General features: G+C 73.2%; 21 protein-coding genes. 7 read left to right on the forward strand and 14 right to left on the reverse strand.

Annotated features, from left to right (window positions below):
- Positions 1 to 19: 19 nt before the first annotated feature.
- Complete coding sequence (locus ACGGZK_RS15445; RefSeq protein WP_395243508.1) at positions 20 to 1,213, forward strand: FAD-dependent oxidoreductase; 1,194 nt, start codon at positions 20 to 22, stop codon at positions 1,211 to 1,213.
- A 24-nt stretch (positions 1,214 to 1,237) separates the two neighbouring features.
- On the opposite strand, the gene pflA is transcribed toward ACGGZK_RS15445, so the two are convergent.
- The 4 genes from pflA to ACGGZK_RS15465 all read right to left on the reverse strand — a co-directional run bounded on the left by pflA (position 1,238) and on the right by ACGGZK_RS15465 (position 6,380).
- Positions 1,238 to 2,056, reverse strand: coding sequence for a pyruvate formate-lyase-activating protein (pflA, locus tag ACGGZK_RS15450; RefSeq protein ID WP_395243509.1), 819 nt, complete (start codon positions 2,054 to 2,056; stop codon positions 1,238 to 1,240).
- A complete protein-coding gene (pflB, locus tag ACGGZK_RS15455; RefSeq protein ID WP_395243510.1) occupies positions 2,053 to 4,332 on the reverse strand; it encodes a formate C-acetyltransferase in 2,280 nt (759 codons plus the stop codon). The genes pflA and pflB overlap by 4 nt, the downstream gene beginning before the upstream one ends.
- A gap of 239 nt (positions 4,333 to 4,571) precedes the next feature.
- A complete protein-coding gene (locus ACGGZK_RS15460; RefSeq protein WP_395243511.1) occupies positions 4,572 to 5,423 on the reverse strand; it encodes a CPBP family intramembrane glutamic endopeptidase in 852 nt (283 codons plus the stop codon).
- A gap of 66 nt (positions 5,424 to 5,489) precedes the next feature.
- A complete protein-coding gene (locus ACGGZK_RS15465) occupies positions 5,490 to 6,380 on the reverse strand; it encodes a hypothetical protein (RefSeq protein ID WP_395243512.1) in 891 nt (296 codons plus the stop codon).
- Positions 6,381 to 6,460: 80 nt separating this feature from the next.
- Here ACGGZK_RS15465 and ACGGZK_RS15470 point away from each other — a divergent pair, with 80 nt between their 5' ends.
- Entirely contained in the window at positions 6,461 to 7,513 is a 1,053-nt protein-coding gene (locus ACGGZK_RS15470) for a M4 family metallopeptidase (protein ID WP_395246107.1), read from the forward strand.
- A 10-nt stretch (positions 7,514 to 7,523) separates the two neighbouring features.
- On the forward strand, positions 7,524 to 7,820 hold the full coding sequence (locus ACGGZK_RS15475) for a protealysin inhibitor emfourin (protein ID WP_395243513.1): 297 nt from the start codon (positions 7,524 to 7,526) through the stop codon (positions 7,818 to 7,820).
- Here the strand turns inward: ACGGZK_RS15475 and ACGGZK_RS15480 are convergent.
- On the reverse strand, positions 7,735 to 8,451 hold the full coding sequence (locus ACGGZK_RS15480) for a lysoplasmalogenase (RefSeq protein WP_395243514.1): 717 nt from the start codon (positions 8,449 to 8,451) through the stop codon (positions 7,735 to 7,737). The two genes, ACGGZK_RS15475 and ACGGZK_RS15480, sit on opposite strands and share 86 nt — an antisense overlap.
- A 191-nt stretch (positions 8,452 to 8,642) precedes the next feature.
- Between ACGGZK_RS15480 and ACGGZK_RS15485 the strand changes: the two genes are divergently transcribed.
- A complete protein-coding gene (locus ACGGZK_RS15485; RefSeq protein WP_395243515.1) occupies positions 8,643 to 9,035 on the forward strand; it encodes a hypothetical protein in 393 nt (130 codons plus the stop codon).
- A gap of 59 nt (positions 9,036 to 9,094) precedes the next feature.
- Here ACGGZK_RS15485 and ACGGZK_RS15490 read toward each other — a convergent pair whose 3' ends face one another.
- From ACGGZK_RS15490 to ACGGZK_RS15525, 8 genes are all read right to left on the reverse strand, one after another.
- Entirely contained in the window at positions 9,095 to 11,398 is a 2,304-nt protein-coding gene (locus ACGGZK_RS15490; protein WP_395243516.1) for an FdhF/YdeP family oxidoreductase, read from the reverse strand.
- Complete coding sequence (fdhD, locus tag ACGGZK_RS15495; RefSeq protein WP_395243517.1) at positions 11,395 to 12,297, reverse strand: formate dehydrogenase accessory sulfurtransferase FdhD; 903 nt, start codon at positions 12,295 to 12,297, stop codon at positions 11,395 to 11,397. Before fdhD ends, ACGGZK_RS15490 begins: the two co-directional genes overlap by 4 nt.
- Positions 12,298 to 12,400: 103 nt before the next feature.
- Positions 12,401 to 12,772 carry an FKBP-type peptidyl-prolyl cis-trans isomerase gene (locus ACGGZK_RS15500; protein WP_395243518.1) on the reverse strand — a complete coding sequence of 124 codons (372 nt, stop codon included), beginning with the start codon at positions 12,770 to 12,772 and terminating at the stop codon, positions 12,401 to 12,403.
- A gap of 283 nt (positions 12,773 to 13,055) precedes the next feature.
- Complete coding sequence (locus ACGGZK_RS15505) at positions 13,056 to 13,475, reverse strand: DUF779 domain-containing protein (RefSeq protein WP_395243519.1); 420 nt, start codon at positions 13,473 to 13,475, stop codon at positions 13,056 to 13,058.
- A gap of 13 nt (positions 13,476 to 13,488) precedes the next feature.
- Positions 13,489 to 15,012: an aldehyde dehydrogenase family protein gene (locus ACGGZK_RS15510; RefSeq protein WP_395243520.1), complete on the reverse strand. Its 1,524-nt coding sequence runs from the start codon at positions 15,010 to 15,012 to the stop codon at positions 13,489 to 13,491.
- A gap of 208 nt (positions 15,013 to 15,220) precedes the next feature.
- Complete coding sequence (locus ACGGZK_RS15515; protein WP_395243521.1) at positions 15,221 to 16,504, reverse strand: GAF domain-containing protein; 1,284 nt, start codon at positions 16,502 to 16,504, stop codon at positions 15,221 to 15,223.
- 61 nt (positions 16,505 to 16,565) lie between these two features.
- Entirely contained in the window at positions 16,566 to 17,792 is a 1,227-nt protein-coding gene (locus ACGGZK_RS15520) for a PrsW family intramembrane metalloprotease (protein WP_395243522.1), read from the reverse strand.
- A complete protein-coding gene (locus ACGGZK_RS15525) occupies positions 17,789 to 19,195 on the reverse strand; it encodes an FAD-binding oxidoreductase (protein ID WP_395243523.1) in 1,407 nt (468 codons plus the stop codon). The genes ACGGZK_RS15520 and ACGGZK_RS15525 overlap by 4 nt, the downstream gene beginning before the upstream one ends.
- A gap of 86 nt (positions 19,196 to 19,281) precedes the next feature.
- Between ACGGZK_RS15525 and ACGGZK_RS15530 the strand changes: the two genes are divergently transcribed.
- From ACGGZK_RS15530 to ACGGZK_RS15540, 3 genes are all read left to right on the forward strand, one after another.
- Positions 19,282 to 20,805 (forward strand): DNA-3-methyladenine glycosylase 2 family protein, encoded by a 1,524-nt coding sequence (locus ACGGZK_RS15530; protein WP_395243524.1) that lies wholly within the window; start codon positions 19,282 to 19,284, stop codon positions 20,803 to 20,805.
- Between the two features lie 30 nt (positions 20,806 to 20,835).
- The gene (locus ACGGZK_RS15535; RefSeq protein WP_395243525.1) at positions 20,836 to 21,726 is read left to right on the forward strand and encodes an amidohydrolase family protein; all 891 of its coding nucleotides are present in this window, start codon (positions 20,836 to 20,838) and stop codon (positions 21,724 to 21,726) included.
- Positions 21,727 to 21,836: 110 nt separating this feature from the next.
- Entirely contained in the window at positions 21,837 to 22,508 is a 672-nt protein-coding gene (locus ACGGZK_RS15540) for a FadR/GntR family transcriptional regulator (protein ID WP_395243526.1), read from the forward strand.
- Positions 22,509 to 22,672: 164 nt separating this feature from the next.
- Here ACGGZK_RS15540 and ACGGZK_RS15545 read toward each other — a convergent pair whose 3' ends face one another.
- Positions 22,673 to 23,656 (reverse strand): ABC transporter substrate-binding protein, encoded by a 984-nt coding sequence (locus ACGGZK_RS15545; protein ID WP_395243527.1) that lies wholly within the window; start codon positions 23,654 to 23,656, stop codon positions 22,673 to 22,675.
- Positions 23,657 to 23,686: the final 30 nt, after the last annotated feature.

Here is a 23,686-nt window from a genome sequence, read left to right on the forward strand (position 1 = left end):
CCCGCGGGTCGTCGTTCCCATGCATGTGCATGAGTTCGCGGCCCCGATCGACGCCATCCCGGTCGACGTCGTCGTCATCGGCGCCGGGCAGGCGGGCCTCTCGGCCGCGTACCACCTGCGCCGGCGCGGGTTCGCGCCGCTCGGCCGGGCGACCGCGGCGCCCGCGGTCGGCGTCACGCCCGCGGTCGGCGTCGAGCCCGAGCCATCCGCCGGCGCCTTCGTCGTGCTCGACAGCGAGGCCGCGCCCGGAGGCGCCTGGCAGCACCGCTGGGCGTCGCTGCGGATGGGCACGGTCAACGGCATCCACGAGCTGCCCGGGTACGCGGTGCCGCCGGCCGACCCGGCCGCGGCCAGCCGCGACGTGCTGCCGCCCTACTTCGCCGAGTACGAGCGGCGGTTCGACCTCGACGTGCAGCGGCCGGTGCGCGTGCGCGCGGTCCGGCGGGCCGACGACGACCCGCGGGGCCGCCTCCTCGTCGAGGCGGAGACGCCGACCGGCGCCCGCACCTGGGCCGCGCGCTACGTCGTCAACGCGACCGGCACCTGGACCCGGCCGTTCCGGCCCTGGTACCCGGGCGCCGACCGCTTCCGCGGCCGCCAGCTGCACGTCGCCGACTACGTCTCGGCCGACGAGTTCGCCGGGCAGCGGGTCGTGATCGTCGGCGCCGGGGTGTCGGCGGTGCAACTGCTCGACGAGCTCTCGCACGTGGCCGACACCTTCTGGGTGACCCGGCGCGAGCCGGAGTGGGTCGAGGAGGACTTCGACCTTCCGGCCCGCTCCGCCGCGATCGCCGGCGTCGAGGCGCGCGTGCGACAGGGCCTGCCGCCCGGCAGCGTCATCGCGGTGACGGGCATGCACTGGACGCCGTGGGCGCGCGCGGCCGAGGCGCGGGGCGTGCTCGTGCGGCACCCGATGTTCGCCGCGATCGAGGAGCACGGCGTGCGGATGCCCGACGGCTCCGTCGAGCCGGCCGACGCGATCCTGTGGGCGACCGGGTTCCGTCCTGCGGTCGCGCACCTCGCGCCGCTCGGGCTGCGGACGCCCGAGGGCGGGTTCCGGGTCGCCGACACCCGGTCGGTCGACGACCCGCGCCTCTTCCTCATCGGCTACGGGCCGTCGCAGTCGACGGTCGGGGCGAACCGGGCCGGGCGCGACGCGGTGCGCCAGATCGTGGCGTCCGAGCGGGCGCGCGCCGAGGCATCCGCCGCCTGATCGCTCCGGACTCCAGCAGCGCGCCTAGAACACCGTCAACCCGCGCGCCCGGAACTGCCCGCGCACCCGCTCGACGAGCTCCGGCTCGGGCGAGCGGGTGTCGACGAGGTGGTACGGGCGGTCGAGCCGGTCCCACTTCGAACGGCCGAGCTGGTGGAACGGCAGCACCTCGACGCGCTCGACGTTCGTCCACGGGGCGACGAGGTCGGCGACCGCCTCGACGTTGTCCCACCCGTCGGTGAGGCCGGGCACGAGCACGAACCGCACCCACGCGGGCGTGCCGCGCGCGTGGAGCCGCTCGCCGAAGTCGATCGTGGGCTGGAGCTCGCGGGCCGTGGTCTCCCGGTACACGTCGGGCAGGCCGCTCTTCACGTCGAGGAGCACGAGGCTCGTGGCATCCAGCAGCGCGTCGCTCGCGCGCGCCCCGAGGAAGCCGGAGGTGTCGAGGGCGGTGTGGATGCCCCGCTCCCGGCAGATCGCGAACAGGCGCTCGATGAAGTGGGGCTGGAGCAGCGGCTCGCCGCCCGAGACCGTGAGGCCGCCGCCGGTCGCGCGGAACACCGACTCGTAGCGCTCGACGCGCGCGACGATGTCGTCGAGGCGCACCGGGATGCCGTCGCGCTCGAACCAGGTGTCGGGGTTCTGGCAGTACTGGCACCGCAGCGGGCATCCCGAGAGGAACAGCGTCATGCGGGTGCCCGGCCCGTCGGCACTCGTGGAGAGGTCCCACGAGTGCACCAGGGCGAGCTCACCGGCACGGCGGGCACGGAACTCCTCGCTCCGCTCGGCGTCGACGACCGTCGGCATGCCGAGCGACGTCGACGGCAGCGCGACGGCGCTCACGACCGGTGGAAGGTGCGGCTCAGCACGTCGAGCTGCTGCTCGCGCGTGAGGCGGACGAAGTTGACCGCGTACCCCGACACCCGGATCGTGAGCTGCGGGTACTGCTCGGGGTGCTCCATGGCGTCGAGGAGCGTCTCGCGCCGGAGCACGTTGACGTTCATGTGGTACCCCTGCTGCCCGAAGTACGCGTCGAGGATGCCGCCCAGGTTGCGCACCTGCTCGTCGGCGGTGCGGCCGAGGCCGCTCGGCACGATCGTGCTGGTCAGCGAGATGCCGTCCTGCGCCTCCCGGTAGGGCAGCTTCGCGACCGACAGCGCGGAGGCGAGCATGCCGTGGCTGTCACGCCCGTTCATGGGGTTCGCGCCCGGCGAGAACGGCTCGCCGGCACGGCGCCCGTCGGGGGTGTTGCCCGTCGCCTTGCCGTACACGACGTTCGAGGTGATGGTCAGCACCGACTGGGTGGGCACTGCGTCGCGGTACGTCGGGTGCGTGCGGATCTTCGCCATGAACGACTCGACCAGCTCGACCGCGATCGCGTCGGCGCGGTCGTCGTCGTTGCCGTAGGTGGGGAACTCCCCCTCGGTCGCGTAGTCGACGACCACGCCGCGCTCGTCGAACACGGGCGTGACGGTCGCGTACCGGATGGCCGACAGCGAGTCGGTCGCGACCGCGAGGCCGGCGATGCCGCACGCCATGGTGCGCAGCACGTCCTTGTCGTGGAGCGCCATCTCGATGCGCTCGTACGCGTACTTGTCGTGCATGTAGTGGATGACGTTGAGCGCCTCGACGTAGGTCGCGGCCAGCCAGTCCATGGTGCGGTCGAAGCGGGCGCGGACGTCGTCGTAGTCGAGCGGCACGCCCTCGGCGACGGGCGGGAACGCCGGGGAGACCTGCTTGCCGCTGACCTCGTCGCGGCCGCCGTTGATCGCGTAGAGCAGCGTCTTCGCGAGGTTCACGCGGGCGCCGAAGAACTGCATCTGCTTGCCGACGGCCATGGGCGACACGCAGCAGGCGATCGCGGCGTCGTCGCCCCAGGCGGAGCGGATGTGGTCGTCGGACTCGTACTGCACGGCGGAGGTCTCGATGGAGATGCGCGAGCAGTAGTCCTTGAAGCCCTGCGGCAGGCGGTCGCTCCAGAACACGGTCATGTTCGGCTCGGGCGCCGGCCCCAGGTTCACGAGGGTCTGCAGCATGCGGAAGGAGTTCTTCGTGACGAGCGGCCGTCCGTCGTCGCCCATGCCGCCGATGGACTCGGTCACCCAGGTGGGGTCGCCGGAGAAGAGGGCGTCGTACTCGGGCGTGCGGAGGAACCGGACGATGCGCAGCTTGATGACGAAGTCGTCGATGAGCTCCTGCGCCCGCTCCTCGGTGATGGCGCCCTCGCGGAGGTCGCGCTCGAGGTAGACGTCGAGGAAGGTCGAGGTGCGGCCGAGCGACATGGCCGCGCCGTTCTGCTCCTTCACGGCGGCGAGGTAGCCGAAGTAGAGCCACTGCACCGCCTCCTGGGCGGTCTCGGCGGGGCGGCCGATGTCGTAGCCGTAGCCGGCCGCCATCTCCTTGAGCTCGGCGAGGGCGCGCAGCTGCTCGGCGTGCTCCTCGCGCTCGCGCACGATGGTCTCGGTGAACGGCGTGGAATCGAGGGTGAGCTTGTCGAGCCGCTTCGCCGCGACGAGGGCGTCGACGCCGTAGAGCGCGACGCGCCGGTAGTCGCCGATGATGCGGCCGCGGCCGTACGCGTCGGGCAGGCCGGTGATGATGTGCGAGCTGCGGGCGGCGCGCACCGCCGGGGTGTACGCGTCGAAGACGCCCTGGTTGTGGGTCTTCCGCCACGAGGTGAAGACGGTGCGGAGCGTCGGGTCGACCTCGTACCCGTAGGTGTCGAGGGCGCCCTCCACCATGCGCCAGCCGCCGTTCGGCATGATCGCGCGCTTCAGCGGGGCATCCGTCTGCAGCCCGACGATGAGCTCGCGCTCGCGGTCGATGTAGCCCGGCGCGTGCGCGGTGATGCCCGCGGGCGTGAGCGGGTCGACGTCGTAGACGCCCTTCTCGCGTTCCTCGGGGAAGAGGTCGCCGAGCGTCGCCCAGATGGCGGTCGTGCGCTCGGTCGGCCCCGCGAGGAACGCGTCGTCGCCCTCGTAGGGCGTGTAGTTGCGCTGGATGAAGTCGCGGACGTCGATCCCGTCCTGCCAGGGCCCGCTGGTGAAGCCGCGCCAGGCGGCGCCTCCGCCCGCGCCGGTGTCGGCGTCGTGGCGTGCTGCGGGGTCGGTGACGGTCATCTCGCGCTCCTCTTCTGCTCGGTGCCGACGTCCGCTGGGGGTCGGGCGGACATCGAGGACCGGGTCGGGGGATCTCGTGGATCCCTCGGCTCTGCCGCTTGCGCCTCAGGGTACGCCCGTGCCGTGCGATGCCGCGAGGATTGTGTGGTCAGACCACAATGCACGGCGGGTGAACGCGCGGATCTCTGTGGTCAGACCACAAGCGGGCGGATGCCTCGGGCAGGTCGTGCGCCGACGGCTCAGACCGCCGGCGCGAACGGGAAGATGGCCGGCCACCCCGTGTGCGCGTACACGATCACGCAGAACACCACGGCGTCGAACAGCAGGTGCACCACCAGCACGTAGGTGAGCGACTTCGTGAAGTTGAACGTCCACCCCTGGATGAGCGCGAACGGGATCGTCAGCAGCGGCCCCCACGACTGGTAGCCCAGCTCCCACAGGAACGAGACGAACACCACCGCCTGCAGCAGGTTCGCCTGCCAGACCGGGAAGTGCCGGCGCAGCAGCGCGAATACGGTGCAGATGAAGAAGAGCTCGTCCCACGTGCCGACCGCGTTCACGCCGACGAACAACCGCGCGATCTCGTCGGGCTCGGTCACGGTCGGCCAGTTCTGGTACACGCCCGACGAGATGAAGTAGAACGGCAGGATCAGCCAGCCGGCGACCGTGACGACCACGAGGTAGGTCCACTGCGTCCGGTTCCAGCGCTGCCCGGTGCGCCATGGGAAGCGGATGACCCGGTCGCGGTACAGGAACCGCGACACGAGGTACGGCACCAGCACCGCCGACCCCAGCACGACCGTGAACCGCACCATCGCCGGGTACGAGATGTCGGCGGCGAGCGACATGGTCGAGATGATCACCTGCCCGACGGCGATGAGCGCGAGGTCGGCGAACAGCCGGCTCGTGCGCCCCGACCGGTCGACCAGCCAGGCCGCGACGAGCCCGGCCGCGAGCATCGCGTAGCCGACGAGCGGCAGCAGGAAGCCGAACAGCGCGATCGCCGCACCGCACACGAGCACGGCGGGCACCAGCCCGAGGGCATGCGTGCGGACGGGAGGCGGGGGCGCGAGCGTCACGGCGGCGGGCACGCGTCCAGCATCGCACGCGCCGCCGCGCGGCTGCCGGAGCTCGTCGGCCGGGCCAGTGGTCGGCGCCTAGTGGTCGGCGCCGACGAGGTCGCGCTCGGAGGCCTCGACCCACCGCGCGAGGAAGCGCGCGCCCGCCTCGTCGTGGATGACGTCGTCCGCGGTGAGCACCGGGTAGGCGGTCGGCAGGATGCCGTCGGCGGGCCGCACGTCGACGTGGCGCACCTCCTCGCCGCGCTCGTGCAGCCAGTCGGCCATGCGGTAGTCGCCGCGCGAGTCGCCCATCGTGCGCCAGTGCCGGGGCCGGATGCCGCGCACGGCGAGGAGGGCCACCGCCCGCTCGGCGCCGAGGTCCTTGCCGAGCCGCACCGACTCGACGTCGGTCGAGATGATGGTCGGGTCGATCCGCCACTGCACGTCGCCGGACGCGTCGGGCCGGATGGCTCCCTCGCGGACCACGCCGAACCCGCGGGCCGCGAGCGCGGCCTGCGCAGCGGCGTCGAACACGGGCTGCGCCGCGAGGTAGCGGTCGGATGCCACGTCGACGTGCTGCTCGACGGACACCATCGCGCGCTTCGTCTCATCGAAGAACATGAGGTCGGCGAACCGGTCGGCGACGACGTCGCGCATCTCGGCGGCGAAGTCGGCCGGCATCGCGAGCGCGGGGTCGACGTGGATCTCGCCGAGCCCGTCGACGTCGATCGACGCCCACACGGCCCCCTTCTCGCAGACCGCCCAGACGGGCGCGCCCGGGGCGAGCCCGGCGGCGAGCATCGGCGGCACCACCTGCTCGGCGATGAACGCGTCGGAGCGGCCGGTGTTGAACACGACCGGGTTGCCGGCGTTCGCGAGCGCGACGAGGTCGCGGGCGATCGACGCGATCGCGATGGTGCGGGTCACCGGGCTGGCGATCGGGCCGTCGACGTCGAGGAGGAGGCCGAAGAGGGGGCTGCGCGACATCCGTCCAGCCTATTCGCGACACGGACCGGGTCCGGCACCCGCCTGTCGGGGGCAGGTGCCAGCATCGAGGCATGCAGCCGATGACCCACGCCATCGTCCCCCCGTACCTCCTCGCCCGCATCGCCGAGGCGGCCGTCTACCGGTACCCGGTCGCCGCCGCGGCGGCCCGGCGCTCGTTGCTGCGCGACGCGCCGGTGCGCGAGCAGCGCCTGCTCGGCGACCGGCCGCCGGCCGCCCTGCCCGACGCGGCCTCCTCCCCCGACCGGCGCATCTCCGACGCCGGCGGCCGCGAGACCCTGCCGGGCCGCCTGGTGCGCCGGGAGGGCCAGCACGCGACGGGCGACGAGGCGGTCGACGAGGCCTACGACGGGCTGGGCGACACCCACCGCATGTTCGACCGCGTGTTCGAGCGCGACTCGATCGACGGCGAGGGCATGGCCCTCGAGGCGACCGTGCACTACGGCGACCACTACGACAACGCGTTCTGGGACGGCGAGCGGATGGTCTTCGGCGACGGCGACGGCGAGGTGTTCACCGGCTTCACGAACTCGCTCAGCGTCATCGGGCACGAACTCGCCCACGGCGTCACCGAGCGCACCGCGAACCTGCGCTACCAGGGCCAGTCGGGCGCGCTCAACGAGCACGTCTCCGACGCGTTCGGCGCGCTCGTCGAGCAGTACGCGCTCGGCCAGGACGCCGAGGCCGCGACGTGGCTCATCGGCGAGGGAATCTTCACGTCCGAGGTCGAGGGGCGGGCGCTGCGCGACATGCTGCACCCGGGCACCGCGTACGACGACGACGTGCTCGGCAAGGACCCGCAGCCCGCGCACATGGACGACTTCATCGTCACCCGCGAGGACAACGGCGGGGTGCACCTGAACTCCGGCATCCCGAACCGCGCGTTCGCGCTCGCGGCGACCGAGCTCGGCGGGTTCGCGTGGGAGCACGTGGGGCGCATCTGGTACGACGTGCTCACGTCGGGGCGACTCGCCCAGGACACCGGGTTCGCCCGGTTCGCCGGCGAGACGGTGCGCGCCGCCGGGCTCCGCTTCGGCGAGGGCTCGGCCGAGCAGGAGGCCGTGCGCCGCGGCTGGGAGACGGTGGGCGTCGAGCCCGAGGAGGTGCCGGAGTAGCATCTCCGGCATGGAGGTCATCGTCTCCCGCTCCGGGGGGCTCGCCGGCATCCGGCTCGTCTGGGAGGTCGCCGTCGACGACCAGCCCGACCGCGACGACTGGGTGCTCCTCATCGAGGAGCTCCCCTGGTCGGCCGTGCCGCCGGCGCCGCCCGAACCCGACCGGTTCGTCTACCGCATCGAGTGCGCGCCGCACCGGGCGACGCTCGCCGAGCGCCAGGTCACCGGGCCGTGGCGGACGCTCGTCGATCGGGTCCGGGAGACGACGGAACCGCGACGGCAAGGACCGTCACGACCCCGATCGTGATCAGCGCCTGCGCGCCGAGGTAGGTCGACATGACGACGAGGTCGTGCAGCGCGAACTCGTAGCCCGGCAGGAACCGCCCGAGCGCGAGCACCGAGTCGGAGACGACGAAGAGCGCACCGCCGACGGCCACGAGTCGTCCGCGCGCCGCGGCGAGCGCCGCCATGGCGCCGAGGACGGCGCCGTACGCGGCCACGGGCACGAGCAGCGCCCCGAGGTGCGGGGCGAGGAGCGCGAGGAAGCTCGCGTACCAGGCGACGTAGACCAGCGTCCACAGTGGCGGCCGGCGTCGGGACGGTTGGCCGCCGTCGCCGGACGCGGCGGCGCCCAGCCGGAGGAACAGCACCACGTACGCCACGTGCGCGGCCAGGAAGGCGAGCAGGCCCGGGACGAACCATCCGTCGAAGGTCAGGAGCACGTCCCCGAGCCACGAGGCCGCGAGGGCGGCGACCAGCAGCACGACCGGCGCGTCCCGCCGCGGGCGGAGCGCGACGATCGCGGCGGCCGCGAGGAGCGGCACGAGCAGCGCCTTGGTCAGGGTGATCGCCCAGTCGGGGCCGGCGTACAACAGCACCAGGTGGATGAGGGAGAGTGCGGCGTACGTCCACAGCAGTCGTCGGGCTCCAGGGGTCACGTCGTCGTGTCCTTCGGGGTCGGGAGGGGGTGTCGAACATCCTACGAGGCGCGCGATGCCGACGCCGTCGGCGGCCCTCCGTCACGAAACGACACGTTCGACCCCGAGAGGTGAGGGTGCGTTACTTTTCGAGGCGATCCGAGGTGAGAGCGCTCTCTCACTTTTCCATCCCCCACAGAAAGCGTGCGGATATGACCGACTTCCCCGACCTCTACGACTGGCTCCAGACGCAGACCGACACGTTCGAGACCAAGAGGAAGCTCTTCGGCAAGAGCGTCATCCACAAGCCCTCCGGCGAGAAGGTCATCGAGGGGTTCCGGTACTTCCGCTCGAGCATCGACGAGGTCGTCGCCGCCTTCGAGAGCGGCGACCTCGCCGCCGCGCAGCAGCTCGAGTACGCGTTCGACGAGGACGGCGACGTCGACACGAGCTCGGTGGCGCTGCTGCTCGCCTACACGAAGAGCGGTGCGTTCCTCGCCGCGCAGCCCCAGGAGTACCAGGACTACGCACCGGTGCTGGTGCGCGCGCCGCGCTTCTTCCCGGGCTCGACGGCCCTGACCGAGGAGCTCGACCAGACGAGCTGACGCCCGATCCGAACGCGCGGTGCCGTCCCACGGGGACGGCACCGCGTCGTTCGCCGCGGTCACGCCCGGCGGTTGAACCGGACGATCACCGCCTTCGACACGGGCGTGTTGCTGCCGAGTGCCGTCGAGCCGAGCGGCACGAGCACGTTCGCCTCCGGGTAGTACGCCGCCGCAGAGCCGCGCGCGGTCGGGTACGCGACGAGGCGCTGGTCGGGCAGGACCCGGTCGGGCTCGCCCGGCCACTCGCTGATCACGTCGACCCGGTCGCCATCGGCGAGGCCGAGGTCGTCGAGGTCGTCGGGGTTCACGAAGACCACGTCGCGCCCCTTGCGGATGCCCCGGTAGCGATCGTCCAAGCTGTAGATCGTCGTGTTGAACTGGTCGTGCGAGCGCAGCGTCTGCAGGATGAGCCGGCCCGGCGGCACCTCGATCGGCTCCAGCGCGGTCGCGGTGAACTCCGCCCGGCCGCTCGCCGTCGCGAACGTGCGCGAATCGCGCGGGCCGTTCGGCAGCACGAACCCGCCCTTCCGGCGCACGTCGTCGTTGAACGACTGGAACCCCGGCACCACGCGCGAGATGTGGTCGCGGATGAGGTCGTAATCGCGGGTCATCCCCTCCCAGTCCACGTCGACCCGGTCGCCGAGCACGGCGCGGGCGAGGCCGGCGACGATCGCCACCTCGCTACGCACGTCGTCGCCGATCGGCGGCACCGCGCCGTGCGAGGCGTGCACCGCGCAGACGCTGTCCTCGACGGAGACGAACTGCGGGCCGGACTCCTGCAGGTCGACCTCGGTGCGCCCGAGCGCCGGGAGGATGATCGCCTCCTCGCCGGTGATCACGTGCGACCGGTTGAGCTTGGTCGACACCTGCACCGTGAGCCGGGCACCGCGCATCGCGGACTCGGCGGCGGCCGTGTCGGAGATCGCGCCGACGAAGTTGCCGCCCATCGCGACGAACACCTTCACCCGCCCGGCCTGCAGGCCCCGCAGCGTCTCGACGGAGTCGAGCCCGTGCCGCCGCGGCGGCTCGAACGAGAACTCGCGCCCGAGCGCGGCGAGGAACGACTCGGGCATCTTCTCCCAGACGCCCATCGTGCGGTCGCCCTGCACGTTCGAGTGCCCGCGGATCGGCGAGGCACCGGCGCCCGGCTTCCCGATGTTGCCGCGGAGGAGCAGCAGGTTCACGATCTCCTTGATCGTGTCGACGGCCTTGCGCTGCTGCGTGAGCCCCATCGCCCAGGTGACGATCACGCGGTCGGCCGCGACGTACCGGGCGGCGAGGTCGTCGAGCTCCTCGGTTGTCAGTCCCGTCGCCCGCAGCACCTCGCCCTCGTCGAGGTCGGCGAGCCCGCCGGCGAACGCCTCGAAGCCGTGGGTGTGCGCGGCGATGAAGTCGTGGTCGAGCACCGTGCCCGGGGCATCCGCCTCGGCCGCGAGCACCCGCTTCGAGACCGCCTGGAGCAGCGCCTGGTCGCCGCCGGAGCGGATCTGCAGCAGCCGGTCGGCGAGGGGCGTGCCGCGGCCGACGAGGCCGCGCACCTTCTGCGGGTTCCGGTAGCGGACCAGCCCGGCCTCGGGCAGCGGGTTCACGGCGACGATCTGCCCGCCGTTGCGCTTGGTCTCCTCCAGCGCGGTGAGCATGCGCGGATGGTTCGTGCCGGGGTTCTGCCCCATGACGATGACGAGGTCGGCCGTGCCGAAGTCGTCGTAGGCGATGGTCGACTTGCCGATGCCGATGGTCTCGAGGAGGGCGGTGCCGGTCGACTCGTGGCACATGTTCGAGCAGTCGGGCAGGTTGTTCGTGCCGAAGGCGCGGACGAACAGCTGGTAGAGGAACGCGGTCTCGTTCGCCGTGCGACCGCTCGTGTAGAACGCGGCCTCGTCGGGCGAGTCGAGCGCGTTCAGGCGGTCGGCGATGATCGCGAACGCCTCGTCCCACCCGATCGGCTCGTAGTGGTCGCTGCCGGCCGCCTTGTGCACGGGCTCGGTGAGCCGGCCCTGCTGGCCGAGCCAGTACTCGGTCGCGTCGGCGAGCGAGCTCAGCGAGCGTTCCGCCCAGAACGAGCGCGGCACCGTGATCGGCGTCGCCTCCCAGGTGATCGCCTTCGCGCCGTTCTCGCAGAACTCGACGACGCTGCGATGGCCCGGGTCGGGCCAGGCGCAGCTCATGCAGTCGAAGCCGTCCTTCTGGTTCACGTTCAGCAGCAGGCGGGCGGCGCGTGCCGGTCCGAGCTGCCGGACGGATGCCTCGAGCGAACGCACCACGGCCTCGGCGCCGGCCGCCTCGCGCTTCGGGTGGCCGACCGCGAGGTCGGGGTATTCGGCGTGCTCGGGGAGCGCGGCGTCGGGCGACCGGCGGCTCATGCGCGTGCCCCGCTTGCCGCGACCGGCTCGGTCGCCGCGACCGGCTCCGCCGACCGCTCGACGATGCGCGCATCGCCGGCGTAGACGACGAACGACGAGCCGCGCACGAACCCGGCGAGGGTCATGCCGACCTCGTTCGCGAGGTCGACCGCGAGCGACGACGGCGCGGAGACGGCGGCCATCGCCGGGATGCCGGCCATCGACGCCTTCTGCGCGAGCTCGAAGCCGGCACGGCCCGAGACCACGAGCACGGTGCCGCGGAGCGGCAGGCGCCCCTCCCGGAGGGCCCACCCCACGACCTTGTCGACGGCGTTGTGCCGGCCGACGTCCTCCCGGACGACGAGCACCTCGTCGCGGGCGACGTCGACGAGGGCGGCCGCGTGGAGTCCGCCGGTGCGGGCGAAGAGTGCCTGCGCCTCGCGCATGCGGTCGGGCAGCGCGGTGAGCCAGGCCGGGTCGAGCGTGACGGGATCGCGCGAGACGTCGAACGCGGAGCGCTGCCGCACGGCGTCGATCGAGTCCTTGCCGCACAGCCCGCAGGCGCTCGTCATCGTGAGCGCGTGCGTCGCGGAGGCCGCGGGCGGCGGCACGTGCGCGGCCAGCGCGACGTCGAGGACGTTGTCGGCGTTCGAGGCATCCGCACCTCGCCCGCCGGCCGGGTCGCCTGCGCAATGGCGTGCGCCCAGCACGTCGTCGCGGCCGCGGACCACGCCCTCGCTCACGAGCAGTCCGAGGGCGAGATCGACGTCGTGTCCGGGCGTGCGCATCGTCACCGCGAGCGGCCGGCCGCCCACGCGGACCTCCAGCGGCTCCTCGGCGGTGAGATCGTCCTCGCGGCGCGAGGTGCGCTCGCCGAGCGTGTACCGGGTGACGCGACGTCGCGCCGTGATGCGGGTCATGCGGGCCATCCTCCCATTCCGGGCGCTCGGCGCCGGAGACGCGAACGGGCCGCCGGAAGCCCGGCGGCCCGTTCGCGCGATGATGCGTCGGGTGAGGACTCGCTCAGCTGACGCCGAGCAGGTCGATCACGAAGATGAGCGTCTGCCCGCTGAGGCGGTGGCCGCCGCCGGCGGGGCCGTAGGCCTGGTGCGGCGGGACGATGAGCTTGCGGCGTCCGCCGACCTTCATGCCGGGGATGCCCTCCTGCCAGCCGGCGATGAGCGCCTGCAGCGGGAAGTTGATGGACTGGCCGCGGCCCCACGAGGAGTCGAACTCCTCGCCGGAGTCGTACTCGACGCCGAGGTAGTGCACCTCGACGGTCGAGCCCGGCGTGGCCTCGGGGCCGTCGCCGACGACGATGTCCTCGATGATGAGCACGTCGGGCGCCGGGCCCTCGGGCGCGTCGACCTCGGGCTTGCTGTTCAGATCGGTCATGGTTCCATCCAAACGGATGCCTCGCCGAGAGGCAATCGTGAGCGGACATCGACGATTCGAGGCGGCGACCGGGCCGGCCTGCGGAATGCGCGGATCGGACGTCGGAGTGCGTCGGCGGAACTGACAGATGTCCACCAAGAGGTTGCGCCGCCCGCGGTCATTCGCGATGCTGGAGGCCTAAAGGATTCGCCGCCCCGGAACGCTGTAGGCATTGCCACACGTCGAGGCGGCGAATTCTTTGCGTCGGGGCTCTGCCCTCGAGCCGTGCCGTTCCGACGCCGCATCAGGACTCCATCAGCCGCGACCGGATGAGGAACCGAACCCCTTCGGGTGCCTCGACCGAGAAGCCGCTCCCCCGGCCCGGCACCACGTCGACGATGAGATAGGTGTGCCGCCAGTAGGCGAACTGCTCCGCCGATATCCAGAACGGGACCACGCGGGGCGAGGCATCCGCACCGGGCCCGAGGTCGAGCTCGCCGAGCAGTACGTCGGCGTCGCTCGTGAGGAACTCGCCCGCCGGGTAGCACATGGGCGAGCTGCCGTCGCAGCAGCCGCCCGACTGGTGGAACATGAGCGGGCCGTGCACGCTCCAGAGGCGATCGAGGAGGTCGGTCGCCGCGGGTGCGAGTTCCACCCGCGGCGACACCTCCCCTCCGATCGTCACGGACGCGATGACCCTGCGGGACAGGCGATCCAGGGACATCCGCCCGCGCCGATCAGAAGAACCCGAGCGGGGTCTCGCCGTAGCTGACCAGCAGGTTCTTCGTCTGCTGGTAGTGGTCGAGCGCCTGCTTGTTATTCTCGCGGCCGATGCCGCTCGACTTGTAGCCGCCGAACGCCGCCCCCGCCGGGTACGCGTGGTAGTTGTTCACCCACACGCGGCCCGCCTCGATGTCGCGGCCGGCGCGGTATGCCTCGTTGCCGTTGCGGCTCCAGACGCCGGCGCCGAGCCCGTAGAGGGTGTCGTTGGCGATGCGGATGGCGTCGTCGTAGTCCTCGAAGCTCGTCACCGCGACGACCGGGCCGAAGATCTCCTCCTGGAACAGCCGCATGCGGTTCTGCCCCTCGAAGATCGTCGGCGCGACGTAGTAGCCCTCGCTCAGGTCGCCCCCGAGGTCGACCCGCTCGCCGCCGAGCAGCAGCTTCGCGCCCTCCTGCTTGCCGATGTCGATGTAGCTCAGGATCTTCTCGAGCTGGTCGTTCGACGCCTGCGCGCCGACCTGCGTCTCGGTGTCGAGCGGGTTGCCCTGCTTCGCGAGCTTCGTGCGCTCGATGGCGTCGTCGAGGAACGTGTCGTAGATCGACTTCTGGATGAGCGAGCGGCTCGGGCAGGTGCAGACCTCGCCCTGGTTGAAGGCGAACAGGCTGAAGCCCTCGAGCGCCTTGTCGTAGAACGAGTCGCGCCGGTCGGCGACCGACTCGAACACGATGTTCGGGCTCTTGCCGCCGAGCTCGACGGTCGACGGGATGATGTTGTTCGACGCGTACTGGAGGATGAGCCGGCCGGTCGTCGTCTCCCCGGTGAACGCGATCTTGCGGATGCGGTTCGACGACGCGAGCGGCTTGCCGGCCTCGACGCCGAAGCCGTTGACGACGTTGACGACGCCCGCGGGCAGCAGGTCGGCGATGAGCTCGAGGAACACGAGGATCGACGTCGGCGTCTGCTCGGCCGGCTTCAGCACGACCGCGTTGCCCGCGGCGAGCGCCGGCGCGAGCTTCCACACCGCCATGAGCAGCGGGAAGTTCCACGGGATGATCTGCCCGACCACGCCGAGCGGCTCGTGGAAGTGGTACGCCACCGTGTCGCCGTCGAGCTGCGTGAAGCTGCCCTCCTGCGCCCGGATCAGGGCCGCGAAGTAGCGGAAGTGGTCGGCCGCGAGCGGCAGGTCGGCGTTCAGCGGCTCGCGGATCGACTTGCCGTTGTCCCACGTCTCGGCGACGGCGAGGAGCTCGAGGTTCTGCTCGATGCGGTCGGCGATGGCGTTGAGGATGCGGGCGCGCTCGGTCGCGCTGGTACGGCCCCAGGCGGGCGCCGCCCGGTGGGCCGCGTCGAGTGCGGCCTCGATGTCGGCGGCGGTGCCGCGCGCGACCTCGGTGAACGGCTTGCCGTTCACGGGCGAGATGTTCTCGAAGTAGGCGCCGCCGGCGGGCTTCACCCATTCGCCGCCGATGAAGTGCTCGTAGCGGGGCTTGAACTCGATGAGGGCGCCGGGGGTTCCCGGCGCGGCGTACACGGTCATTCGTGCGCCTCCTGTGACGTCGTTGTCGGATGCCCCGGGGTGGGGTGTCGGCGACGCTACGCAGGCGCAGGTTGCGCGCCGGTTGCCGGGGGTTGCAGTCGGGTTGCGACGGCTCGGTCGGGTTGCGACGGCTCAGTCGGGTTGCGACGGCTCGGTCGGGTTGCGACGGCTCAGTCGGGTTGCGACAGCTCAGCCGGGTTGCGACGGCTCAGTCGGATTCGAGCCGCTCGAGGTGGGCGACGACGACCGCCCGGCGCGGCGAGCGCGGCGGCAGGATCGCCAGGAGCTCGCGCCACGCCTCGACGTCGTCGACGCCCTCGCGTTCGGCGTACGCGAGGAGCAGGTCGGGCGAGGCATCCGATCGCATCGACTCGCGGAGCCGCCCCGCGAGCTCCTCGCGCAGGTCGACGATGCCCGGCGCGGTCGACGCCGGCAGCACCGGGCCCGGGTACCGGTCGAACGCCCGGCGCAGCGCGCCCTGCCCGAGCAGGCGGAACACCTCGGCCGCGTCGAGGTCGAGGGGCCGGCCGAGCCGGTACGGGCGCGACTCGAGCGGCGGCTCGCCGGCGGCCGCCAGCACCTTGCGCAGCCGTACGATCTCGGCGCGGAGCGTCACCGTCGGGGCACCGCCCTCGTAGACGAGGTCGGCGAGGCGCTCGGCGGGCAGGCCCCGCGGATGCCACGCCAGGAGCGCGAGGATCTCGGCGTGGCGGGGGCTCAACTCGGTCGCCCCGAGCATCGGCCGCCGGTCGCCGAGGACCGACAACCGGGTCGCGGCCGCCGCGGGTGCGGCGCGCAGCCGGGTGCGGCGGATGGAGTCGCGCACCGTGGACTCGAGCCGGGCCACCCGGAGCTGCGCCTCCACGGCGGCGACCGTCGCCGAGACGAGCGAGAGGGTGTGCGGGGCGACGGCGTGGTCGGTACCGGTGATGTCGATGACGCCGAGCAGGGCGCCGGTGTCGGGATCGTGCACGGGCGCCGCGGTGCAGCTCCACGGGTGCACGAGCCGGTTGTAGTGCTCGGCGCCCCGGATCTGCACGGCCCGGTCGAGTTGCAGCGCCGTGCCGGGCGCGCTCGTGCCGACCGTGCCCTCCGACCAGTCGGCGCCGGCGACGAAGAGCATGTCCTCGGCGCGCCGGCGCAGGCTCCGGTCGCCCTCGACCCACAGCAGCCGCCCTCGCTCGTCGCCCACGGCGACGATCAGGCCGGTGTCGTCGGCGTCCTCGGTGAGGAGACGGCGGATGACGGGCATGACCACGGCGAGCGCGTGCCCCGACCGGTACGTGTGGAACGCCTCGTCGCCGAGGTCGAGTCGCGGCAGCACGTGGTCGGGATCGAGCGACCCGCGGATGGCCCGCTCCCACGACTCCCGCACGACGGGCCGGAGCGTGAACGGCACCACGCCGGTCTCGATCGCATCCTGCTGCGCGCGCACGAGCCGGTCGCGGAGGTCGCGATCGTGGTCGGGCTGGGCGAGCCGGGGTGCTGGCAAGCCGCCTCCGTTCGCCGTCGAAGGTGGATGCGGTCGAGCCCAGCTTAGGCCGCGGCGCCGGTCAGCGCAGCAGCGCGCTCCGCCGGGCGGAGAGGCGCTGGAGCAGCGCGCCTTCGTCCTGCACGCGGCGCACGTCGCCGCGACCCGAGACGACCATCTGCCGGTTGAAGGCGAGGGTCGTGGCATCCGCGATCAGCCCGCGCACCTCGCCCACCCGCGACGGCCGCTGCACGCGCGCCCACGCGAGCGCCCGCCGGCGCCCGGCCGGGGTGCCGAGCACGTCGACCTCTCCCGGCGTGAGCCAGCCCGCGGCGGCGTACTCGCCGAGCCGGGTGCGGGTGAGCTTCGACTCCTCCCGCCGGAGGAACACGGTCAGCAGGATCGCGCCGGCGAACAGCGGCACCTGCACGAGGAAGTAGAGCGCGATCGCGCCGTCGCCGGCGAACGTGAGCGACCCGTTCCACAGCGCGTGCAGGAAGACGGCCCCGGCGAGCCCGCCGAGGAACCAGAGGATGATCGACGCGCCGGCGCCGCGGCGGGCGCCGATGCCGATCATGAGGCCGGTGCACGCCGTGAACAGCACGTGCGCGAACGGCGAGAACAGGCCGCGCACGACGAACACGCTGCCGAGCTCGACCGCCCCGCCCTCGGCGAGCGAGACGCCGAAGTAGAGGATGTTCTCGGTGAACGCGAACCCGGCCGCGACGGTGGCCGCGTAGACCAGGCCGTCGACCGGGCCGTCGAAGTGCGCACGCGAGAACGCGAACACGAGCAGCACGCCGAGGCCCTTCGCGAGTTCCTCGACGAGCGGCGCCTGCACCACGGCGGCGAGCGCCTCGTCGGGCGAGCCGCCGGGCACGGCGAACGCCGTCGCGACCTGCACCCCGAGGTCGACGAGCAGCGCGATCGCGACCGACACCGCGGCGCCCCAGAGGAAGGTCGCCCACAGCGCCCAGCGCGGCTCCGGCTCCCACCGGTCGACCCACCGGATGGCGAGCAGCACGATCGCGAGCGGCACGAGGGCGAGGAACGCGCCAGTGGCCACGGTCGACACGCCGAGCGCCATGACGAGGTACGCCAGCACGAGGAGGCCGACGACCACGCCGAGCACGATGCCGATGATCGCGAAGACGACGCCGCCGGACCGTGCGCGGGGCGGGGGCGCCGACCAGATCGGCTGCGCCGGTGCGGGGCTCGGCAGCACGGGGTACTGCGGCGCCGCCTGGTACGGGGATCCGGGGTGCGGATGCGTCGGGTACGGGTACGGCCGCGGGTCGGGGGTGGTCACGCCGGAATCCTACTGACGCCCGGGTCGAACATGACCTCGGGATTGAGGATGCCCGCCGGATCGAACAGGGCCTTGATGCCGCGCTGCAGTTCCAGCCCGTCGTCGCCGAGCTCGTCGCGCAGCCACCGCCGCTTCAGGATGCCGACGCCGTGCTCGCCCGTCAGCGTGCCGCCCAGGGCGACCGCCGCGCGGAACAGGTCGTCGGCGGCCGCCCAGACCCGTTCGGGCACCTCGTCGCCGTCGTAGACGAAGTTCGGGTGCAGGTTGCCGTCGCCGGCGTGCGCGAGCGTCGGGATCTCGACGCCGTGCCGCCGGCCGATCTCGTCGATCGCCCGGAACATGTCGGCCAGCCGCGACCGGGGCACCGAGACGTCCTCGATCAGCACCTCGCCGCTCGCGGCGAGCGCCGGATGCCACGCCCGCCGGATCGCGACGAGCCGCTCCCCCGTCACCGCATCGGCGGCGAGCGCGACCCGGCCGCCGGCTTCGCGCAGGACCTCGGCGATCGCCGCGGCGGTGGCCGGGGCATCCGTGTCGTCGGCCTGGGCGAGCACGAACGCCTCGCCGGGGGCGAGGTGCTCGATCGGCGTGCCCGCGACGGCGGCGTCGCCGAGGTGCGCCCGGATCCGCGCGAGCCCGCCCGCGTCGACGAGCTCGAGCATCGCGGGGCGGAGCCGGGCGGCGATGACGGCCGTGCACGCCGCGGCCGCGGCCTCGAGGTCGGCGAACGCGGCCGCGATCGTGACCGGCTCCCCCGCCGGCACGGGCCGGAGCCGCACGGTGGCCTCGACGATGACGCCGAGGGTTCCCTCCGACCCGGTGAGCAGCGCGGTGAGGTCGTACCCGGTGACGCCCTTCACCGTGCGGCGGCCGGTGCGCAGCAGCCGCCCGTCGGCGAGCACGACGGCGAGCCCGAGCACGGCCTCGCGGGTCACGCCGTACTTCGCGCAGAGGAGTCCCCCGGCGTTCGTGGCGATGTTGCCGCCGATCGACGAGATCGCCCGGCTCGCCGGGTCGGGGGCGTACCAGAGGCCGTGGGCACGGGCCGCCGCGTCGAGGTCGCCGTTCAGCACGCCGGCCTCGACGACGGCGAGCTCGTCGAGCGGGTCGAGCTCGAGGATCCGGTCCATCGCCGACAGGTCGAGCACGATCGCGCCGGCGCCGCCCATACCGCCGCCGGCGAGGCCGGTGCCGGCGCCGCGCGGCACGACCGGCGTGCCCGTCTCGGTCGCGAGGCGCAGCAGCCGCTGCACCTCGTCGACGGTGCGGGCGCGCACGACCGCGAGCGGTCGATCGGGCGCCCGCTGCCCCGAGCGGTCGGCGCGGACGCGGTCGAGCTCGGCCGGGGCGAAGCTCACGGATGCCCCGAGCTCGTCCTGGAGCCGGGTGCGGAGGTCGGTCATGGGGTCAGCCTACGGACCGCCGCCGACGCCGCGGTCATGTCCGATTCCCGCTGGTCGATGTCGGCGGGCCGTGCGAGGGTGGAGGCATGGCCCCCGACACCGCCCTCGCCGATCCGCTGTTCGCGGAGCGCTACGGCGCCATGCTCGCGCGCGACAGCCGCTTCGACGGCCAGTTCGTCACCGGCGTGCACACCACGGGCATCTACTGCCGCCCGAGCTGCCCGGCGGTCGCGCCGAAGCCGCGCAACGTGACCTTCTACCTCACCGCGGCCGCGGCGCACGAGGCGGGCCTGCGGGCGTGCAAGCGCTGCCTGCCCGACGCGGTACCCGGCTCCCCCGAATGGGACCTGCGCGACGACCTCGCGGCCCGGGCGATGCGGCTGATCGCCGACGGGGTCGTCGAGCGCGAGGGCGTGCCCGGGCTCGCGGCGCGCCTCGGGTACACGCCGCGTCACCTGACTCGGGTGCTGACCGCCGAGCTCGGCGCCGGCCCGCTGGCGCTGGCGCGCGCGCACCGGGCGCAGGTCGCCCGCACGCTGCTCGTCTCGACCGCGCTCCCGGTCGCCGACGTGGCGTTCGCGTCGGGCTTCGGCAGCGTGCGCCAGTTCAACGACACGATCCGCGAGGTGTACGAGCGCAGCCCGATCGAGGTGCGCGCGGCGGCGCGGGTGCGCGAGCGGAGCACGGAGCCGGGCGCCGGCGAACCCGCCGCGAGTTCCGGCGTCGTCCGACTCCGGCTGCCCGCTCGTCCGCCGTTCGACGCGGCCGGGGTGTTCGGGTGGCTGGCCGCCCGGGCGCTCGCCGGCGTCGAGATCGCCGACCCCGCGGGCCGCTACACCCGCACGCTGCGGCTGCCCGGCGGCCCGGCCCTCGTGACCCTGGCCGACGCGGGCGACGCGCCCGCGATCGACGTGTCGGCGCGACTGGCCACGCTCGCCGACCTCCCGCCGCTCGTCGCGCGCGTGCGACGGCTGTTCGACCTCGATGCCGACGCGGTCGCGATCGACGCGGCGCTCGCGGCCGACCCGGTGCTCGCGCCGTCGGTCGCGGCGGTGCCCGGCATCCGACTGCCCGGAGCGCTCGACCCGCACGAACTCGTGTTCCGGGCCCTCGTCGGCCAGCAGGTCTCGGTCGCGGCGGCACGGACCGCGTTGACCCGGCTGGCCGCCGAGCTCGGCGAGGTCGTCGACCGGGCGTGGTCCGCCGGCCCCGGCGGCGACGGCACGCCGGTGCGCCTGTTCCCGACCGCCGGCGCCATCGCCGAGCACGGCGAGCGGGTGCTGCGCGGCCCGGCCGCACGCATCCGCACGATCGTCGACGTGGCCAGGCGGCTCGACGCCGGCGCACTCGTCGTCGCGCCCGAGCGCGAGCGCCACGACCTGCAGGCCGACCTCCTGGCGATCCCGGGCATCGGGCCGTGGACGGCCGGCTACCTTGCGATGCGCGTGACCCGGGCCCCCGACGTGCTGCTCACGAGCGACCTCGCGCTCCGCAACGGCGCGGGCCGGCTCGGCCTGCCGGCGGCCCCCGCCGAGCTCGCGGCCCGCGGCGCCGCGTGGGCGCCGTGGCGGAGCTACGCCTCGATGCACCTCTGGCGGGCGGCGGCCTGACGACGCCACCCGCCGATATCGTGGGTGACCATGGCCCGCCCGCACGACACCGCCGTCCTGCTCGACACCCACGTCCACGTCTGGGACCCGACCCGCCTCGACTACCTCTGGCTCGCCGGCCTCCCGGCCCTCGATCACCCCTTCCTCCCCGCCGAGGTCGACCGCGCCGACGGGGCGACCGCGCGCATGGTCTTCGTGCAGGCCGACTGCCGGGCCGACCAGTCGCTCGATGAGGCGCACTGGGTCGCCGGGCTCGCCGCCGACTGGCCCGAGCTCGCCGGCATCGTCGCCGCGGCCGACCTGCGCTCGGCGTCGCTCGCCGAGCACCTCGACGCACTCGCCGACATCGGCGGGCCCGACGGCACCCGGCTCGTCCGGGGCATCCGCCACCTGCTGCAGGGCGAGCCCGTCGAGGCCTTCGCCGATCCCGCGCTGCGGCGCGGCCTCGAGCTCCTCGCCGAGCGCGGCATCCCGTTCGACGCGTGCGTCGTGCACCCGCAGCTCGACGCCCTCGCCGACCTGCTCGACGCCGTGCCCGAGCTCGACGTCGTGCTCGACCACGTCGGCAAGCCGCCCGTCGACGCGGGGCTCGACTCCGACGCCGGCCGCGCGTGGGCGGACGCGCTCGACCGGCTCGCCGACCGGCCGGGCACCCACGTGAAGCTGTCGGGGCTCGCGGCCGAGGCATCCGACCGCGCCTCGCTCGACGCGCACGCCGACGCCTTCCTCGCCCGCGCGCTCGACGCGTTCGGCGCCGACCGCGCGATGCTCGGCAGCGACTGGCCGGTGAGCGCGCGGCTCGGCGCCGGCGGCTCGTTCGCCGACTGGGCGGCGCGGGTGCGCCGGGTCGCGGAGGACGGCGGCCACGAGTGGGCGGCCATCGCCGGCGGCACGGGCGCCAGGGTCTACGGGCTCGCCTGACCGGTCGACCACGGTCCCATCAGCTCCGGTTCCCCCGGTTCCGGCCATCCCGCCGGCCCCGCCCGCCCGAACGTCCCAAGACATCGGATGTCTCGCGCTACGATGCACGCATGGCCGTCACCGATCAGGCGATCCTCAGCATCAAGGCGATGATCCTCGCGGGCGAACTCGCGCCCGGCGACCGGCTGCCGCCGGAGAAGGAGCTCAGCGAGCGGCTGGGCCTCTCGCGCTCCTCGCTCCGCGAGGCGGTCAAGGCGCTCGAGGTGATCCGCGTGCTCGACGTGCGACGCGGCGACGGCACCTACGTCACGAGCCTCGAGCCGCGGCTCCTCCTGGAGGCGATGTCGTTCGTCGTCGACCTGCACGACGACCAGTCGATCCTCGAGATCTTCGACGTCCGGCGCATCCTCGAGCCCGCAGCGGCCGCCCAGGCCGCCCGCCGCGCCACGCCGGAGCAGCTCGACCACCTCCGCGCGATCGTCGCCGCGGTCGACCACGCCGCCGACGTCGAGAGCCTCGTCGAGCACGACCTCGAGTTCCATCGCGGCATCGCCCAGTCGACCGGCAACTCGTACCTCGCGAGCCTCATCGACTCGCTCTCCAGCCACACGGTGCGCGCCCGCATCTGGCGCGGCATCACGCAGGAGAACGCCGTCGGCCGCACGCTCCAGGAGCACCACGCCATCCTCGACGCGATCGCCGCCGGCGACGCCGAGCTCGCGGAGGCCCTCACCGTCGTGCACGTCGGCGGCGTCGCGCAGTGGCTGCGCGAGGCGCTCTGATCGCGACGCGCTGAGCGCGCGGCGGGGCCGCGCCGCGCGTGCGGCGGGGCCGCGCTGCGAGCCGCGCACCGTGCACGAGCACGGCACGCTCACTCGCCCCGGACATGCCGGAGGGGCGCCGGCTCACCGCCTGCGCCCCTCCGGGTCATCCGATCACCCGACGATCACTCGTAGAGGACCGCCTGGATCTTCTCGTCGTCGATGTTCGTCGCGTCGTACCAGTAGAAGCCGGTGTCGATCGTCTTCGGCAGGGACTTGCCGTTGATCGCGTCGACCGCGGCCTTCACCGTCTCGTAGCCGATGCCGACCGGGTTCTGCGTGATCGCGCCGATCATGAGGCCGTCGCGGATCGCGTCCATCTGCGCCTTGCCCGAGTCGAAGCCGACGACGGTGAGCTGCGACGGGTCGAGCCCGAGCTCCTTCACGGCCTGCACGACGCCGATCGCCGAGCCCTCGTTCGAGCCGTAGATGCCCTTCAGGTCGGGGTTCGCCGCGATGATCGCCTTGGCGAGGTCGGCCGACTTCGCCTGGTCGCCGCCGCCGTACTGGATGTCGACGACCTCGATGTTCGGCTCGTTCTCCTCGAGGTACTCGACGAAGCCGTCGCGCCGGTCCTGGCCGGTCACCGACGTCTGGTCGTGCACGACGAGGGCGACCTTGCCCTCGTGGCCGATCGCCTCGGCCATGTGCTTGGCGGCCTCCGCGGCGGCGGCCTTGTTGTCGGTCGACGCGGTCGTCAGCGGGATGTCGCTGTCGACGCCCGAGTCGAAGGCGATGACGGGGATGTCGCTGTCCTTCGCCTGCTGCAGCAGCGGGCCGGCCGCCTGGCTGTCGAGGGCGGCGAAGCCGATCGCGTCGGGGCTCTTGTCGAGCGCCGTCTGCAGCATCTGGATCTGCTGGTCGACGTCGGCCTCGGTGTCGGGGCCCTCGAACGTGACCTCGACGTCGAACTCCTCGGCGGCCTGCTCGGCGCCCGCCTTGACGGCCTGCCAGAACTGGTGCTGGAACCCCTTCGAGATCAGCGCGACGTACGGCCGGTCGCCGCCCTCGCTCGATCCGCTGTCGCCGCCGTCGCTCGCGCAGCCCGCGAGGATCAGCGCCGTCGCGACGGCGCCCGCCAGGACGCCGATCGTGCGCTTCTTCAACATGGTCACTCCCTTGTGTCTGTGTTCACTGTG

Source organism: Agromyces sp. MMS24-K17, assembly GCF_043950245.1.
Lineage (GTDB): Bacteria > Actinomycetota > Actinomycetes > Actinomycetales > Microbacteriaceae > Agromyces.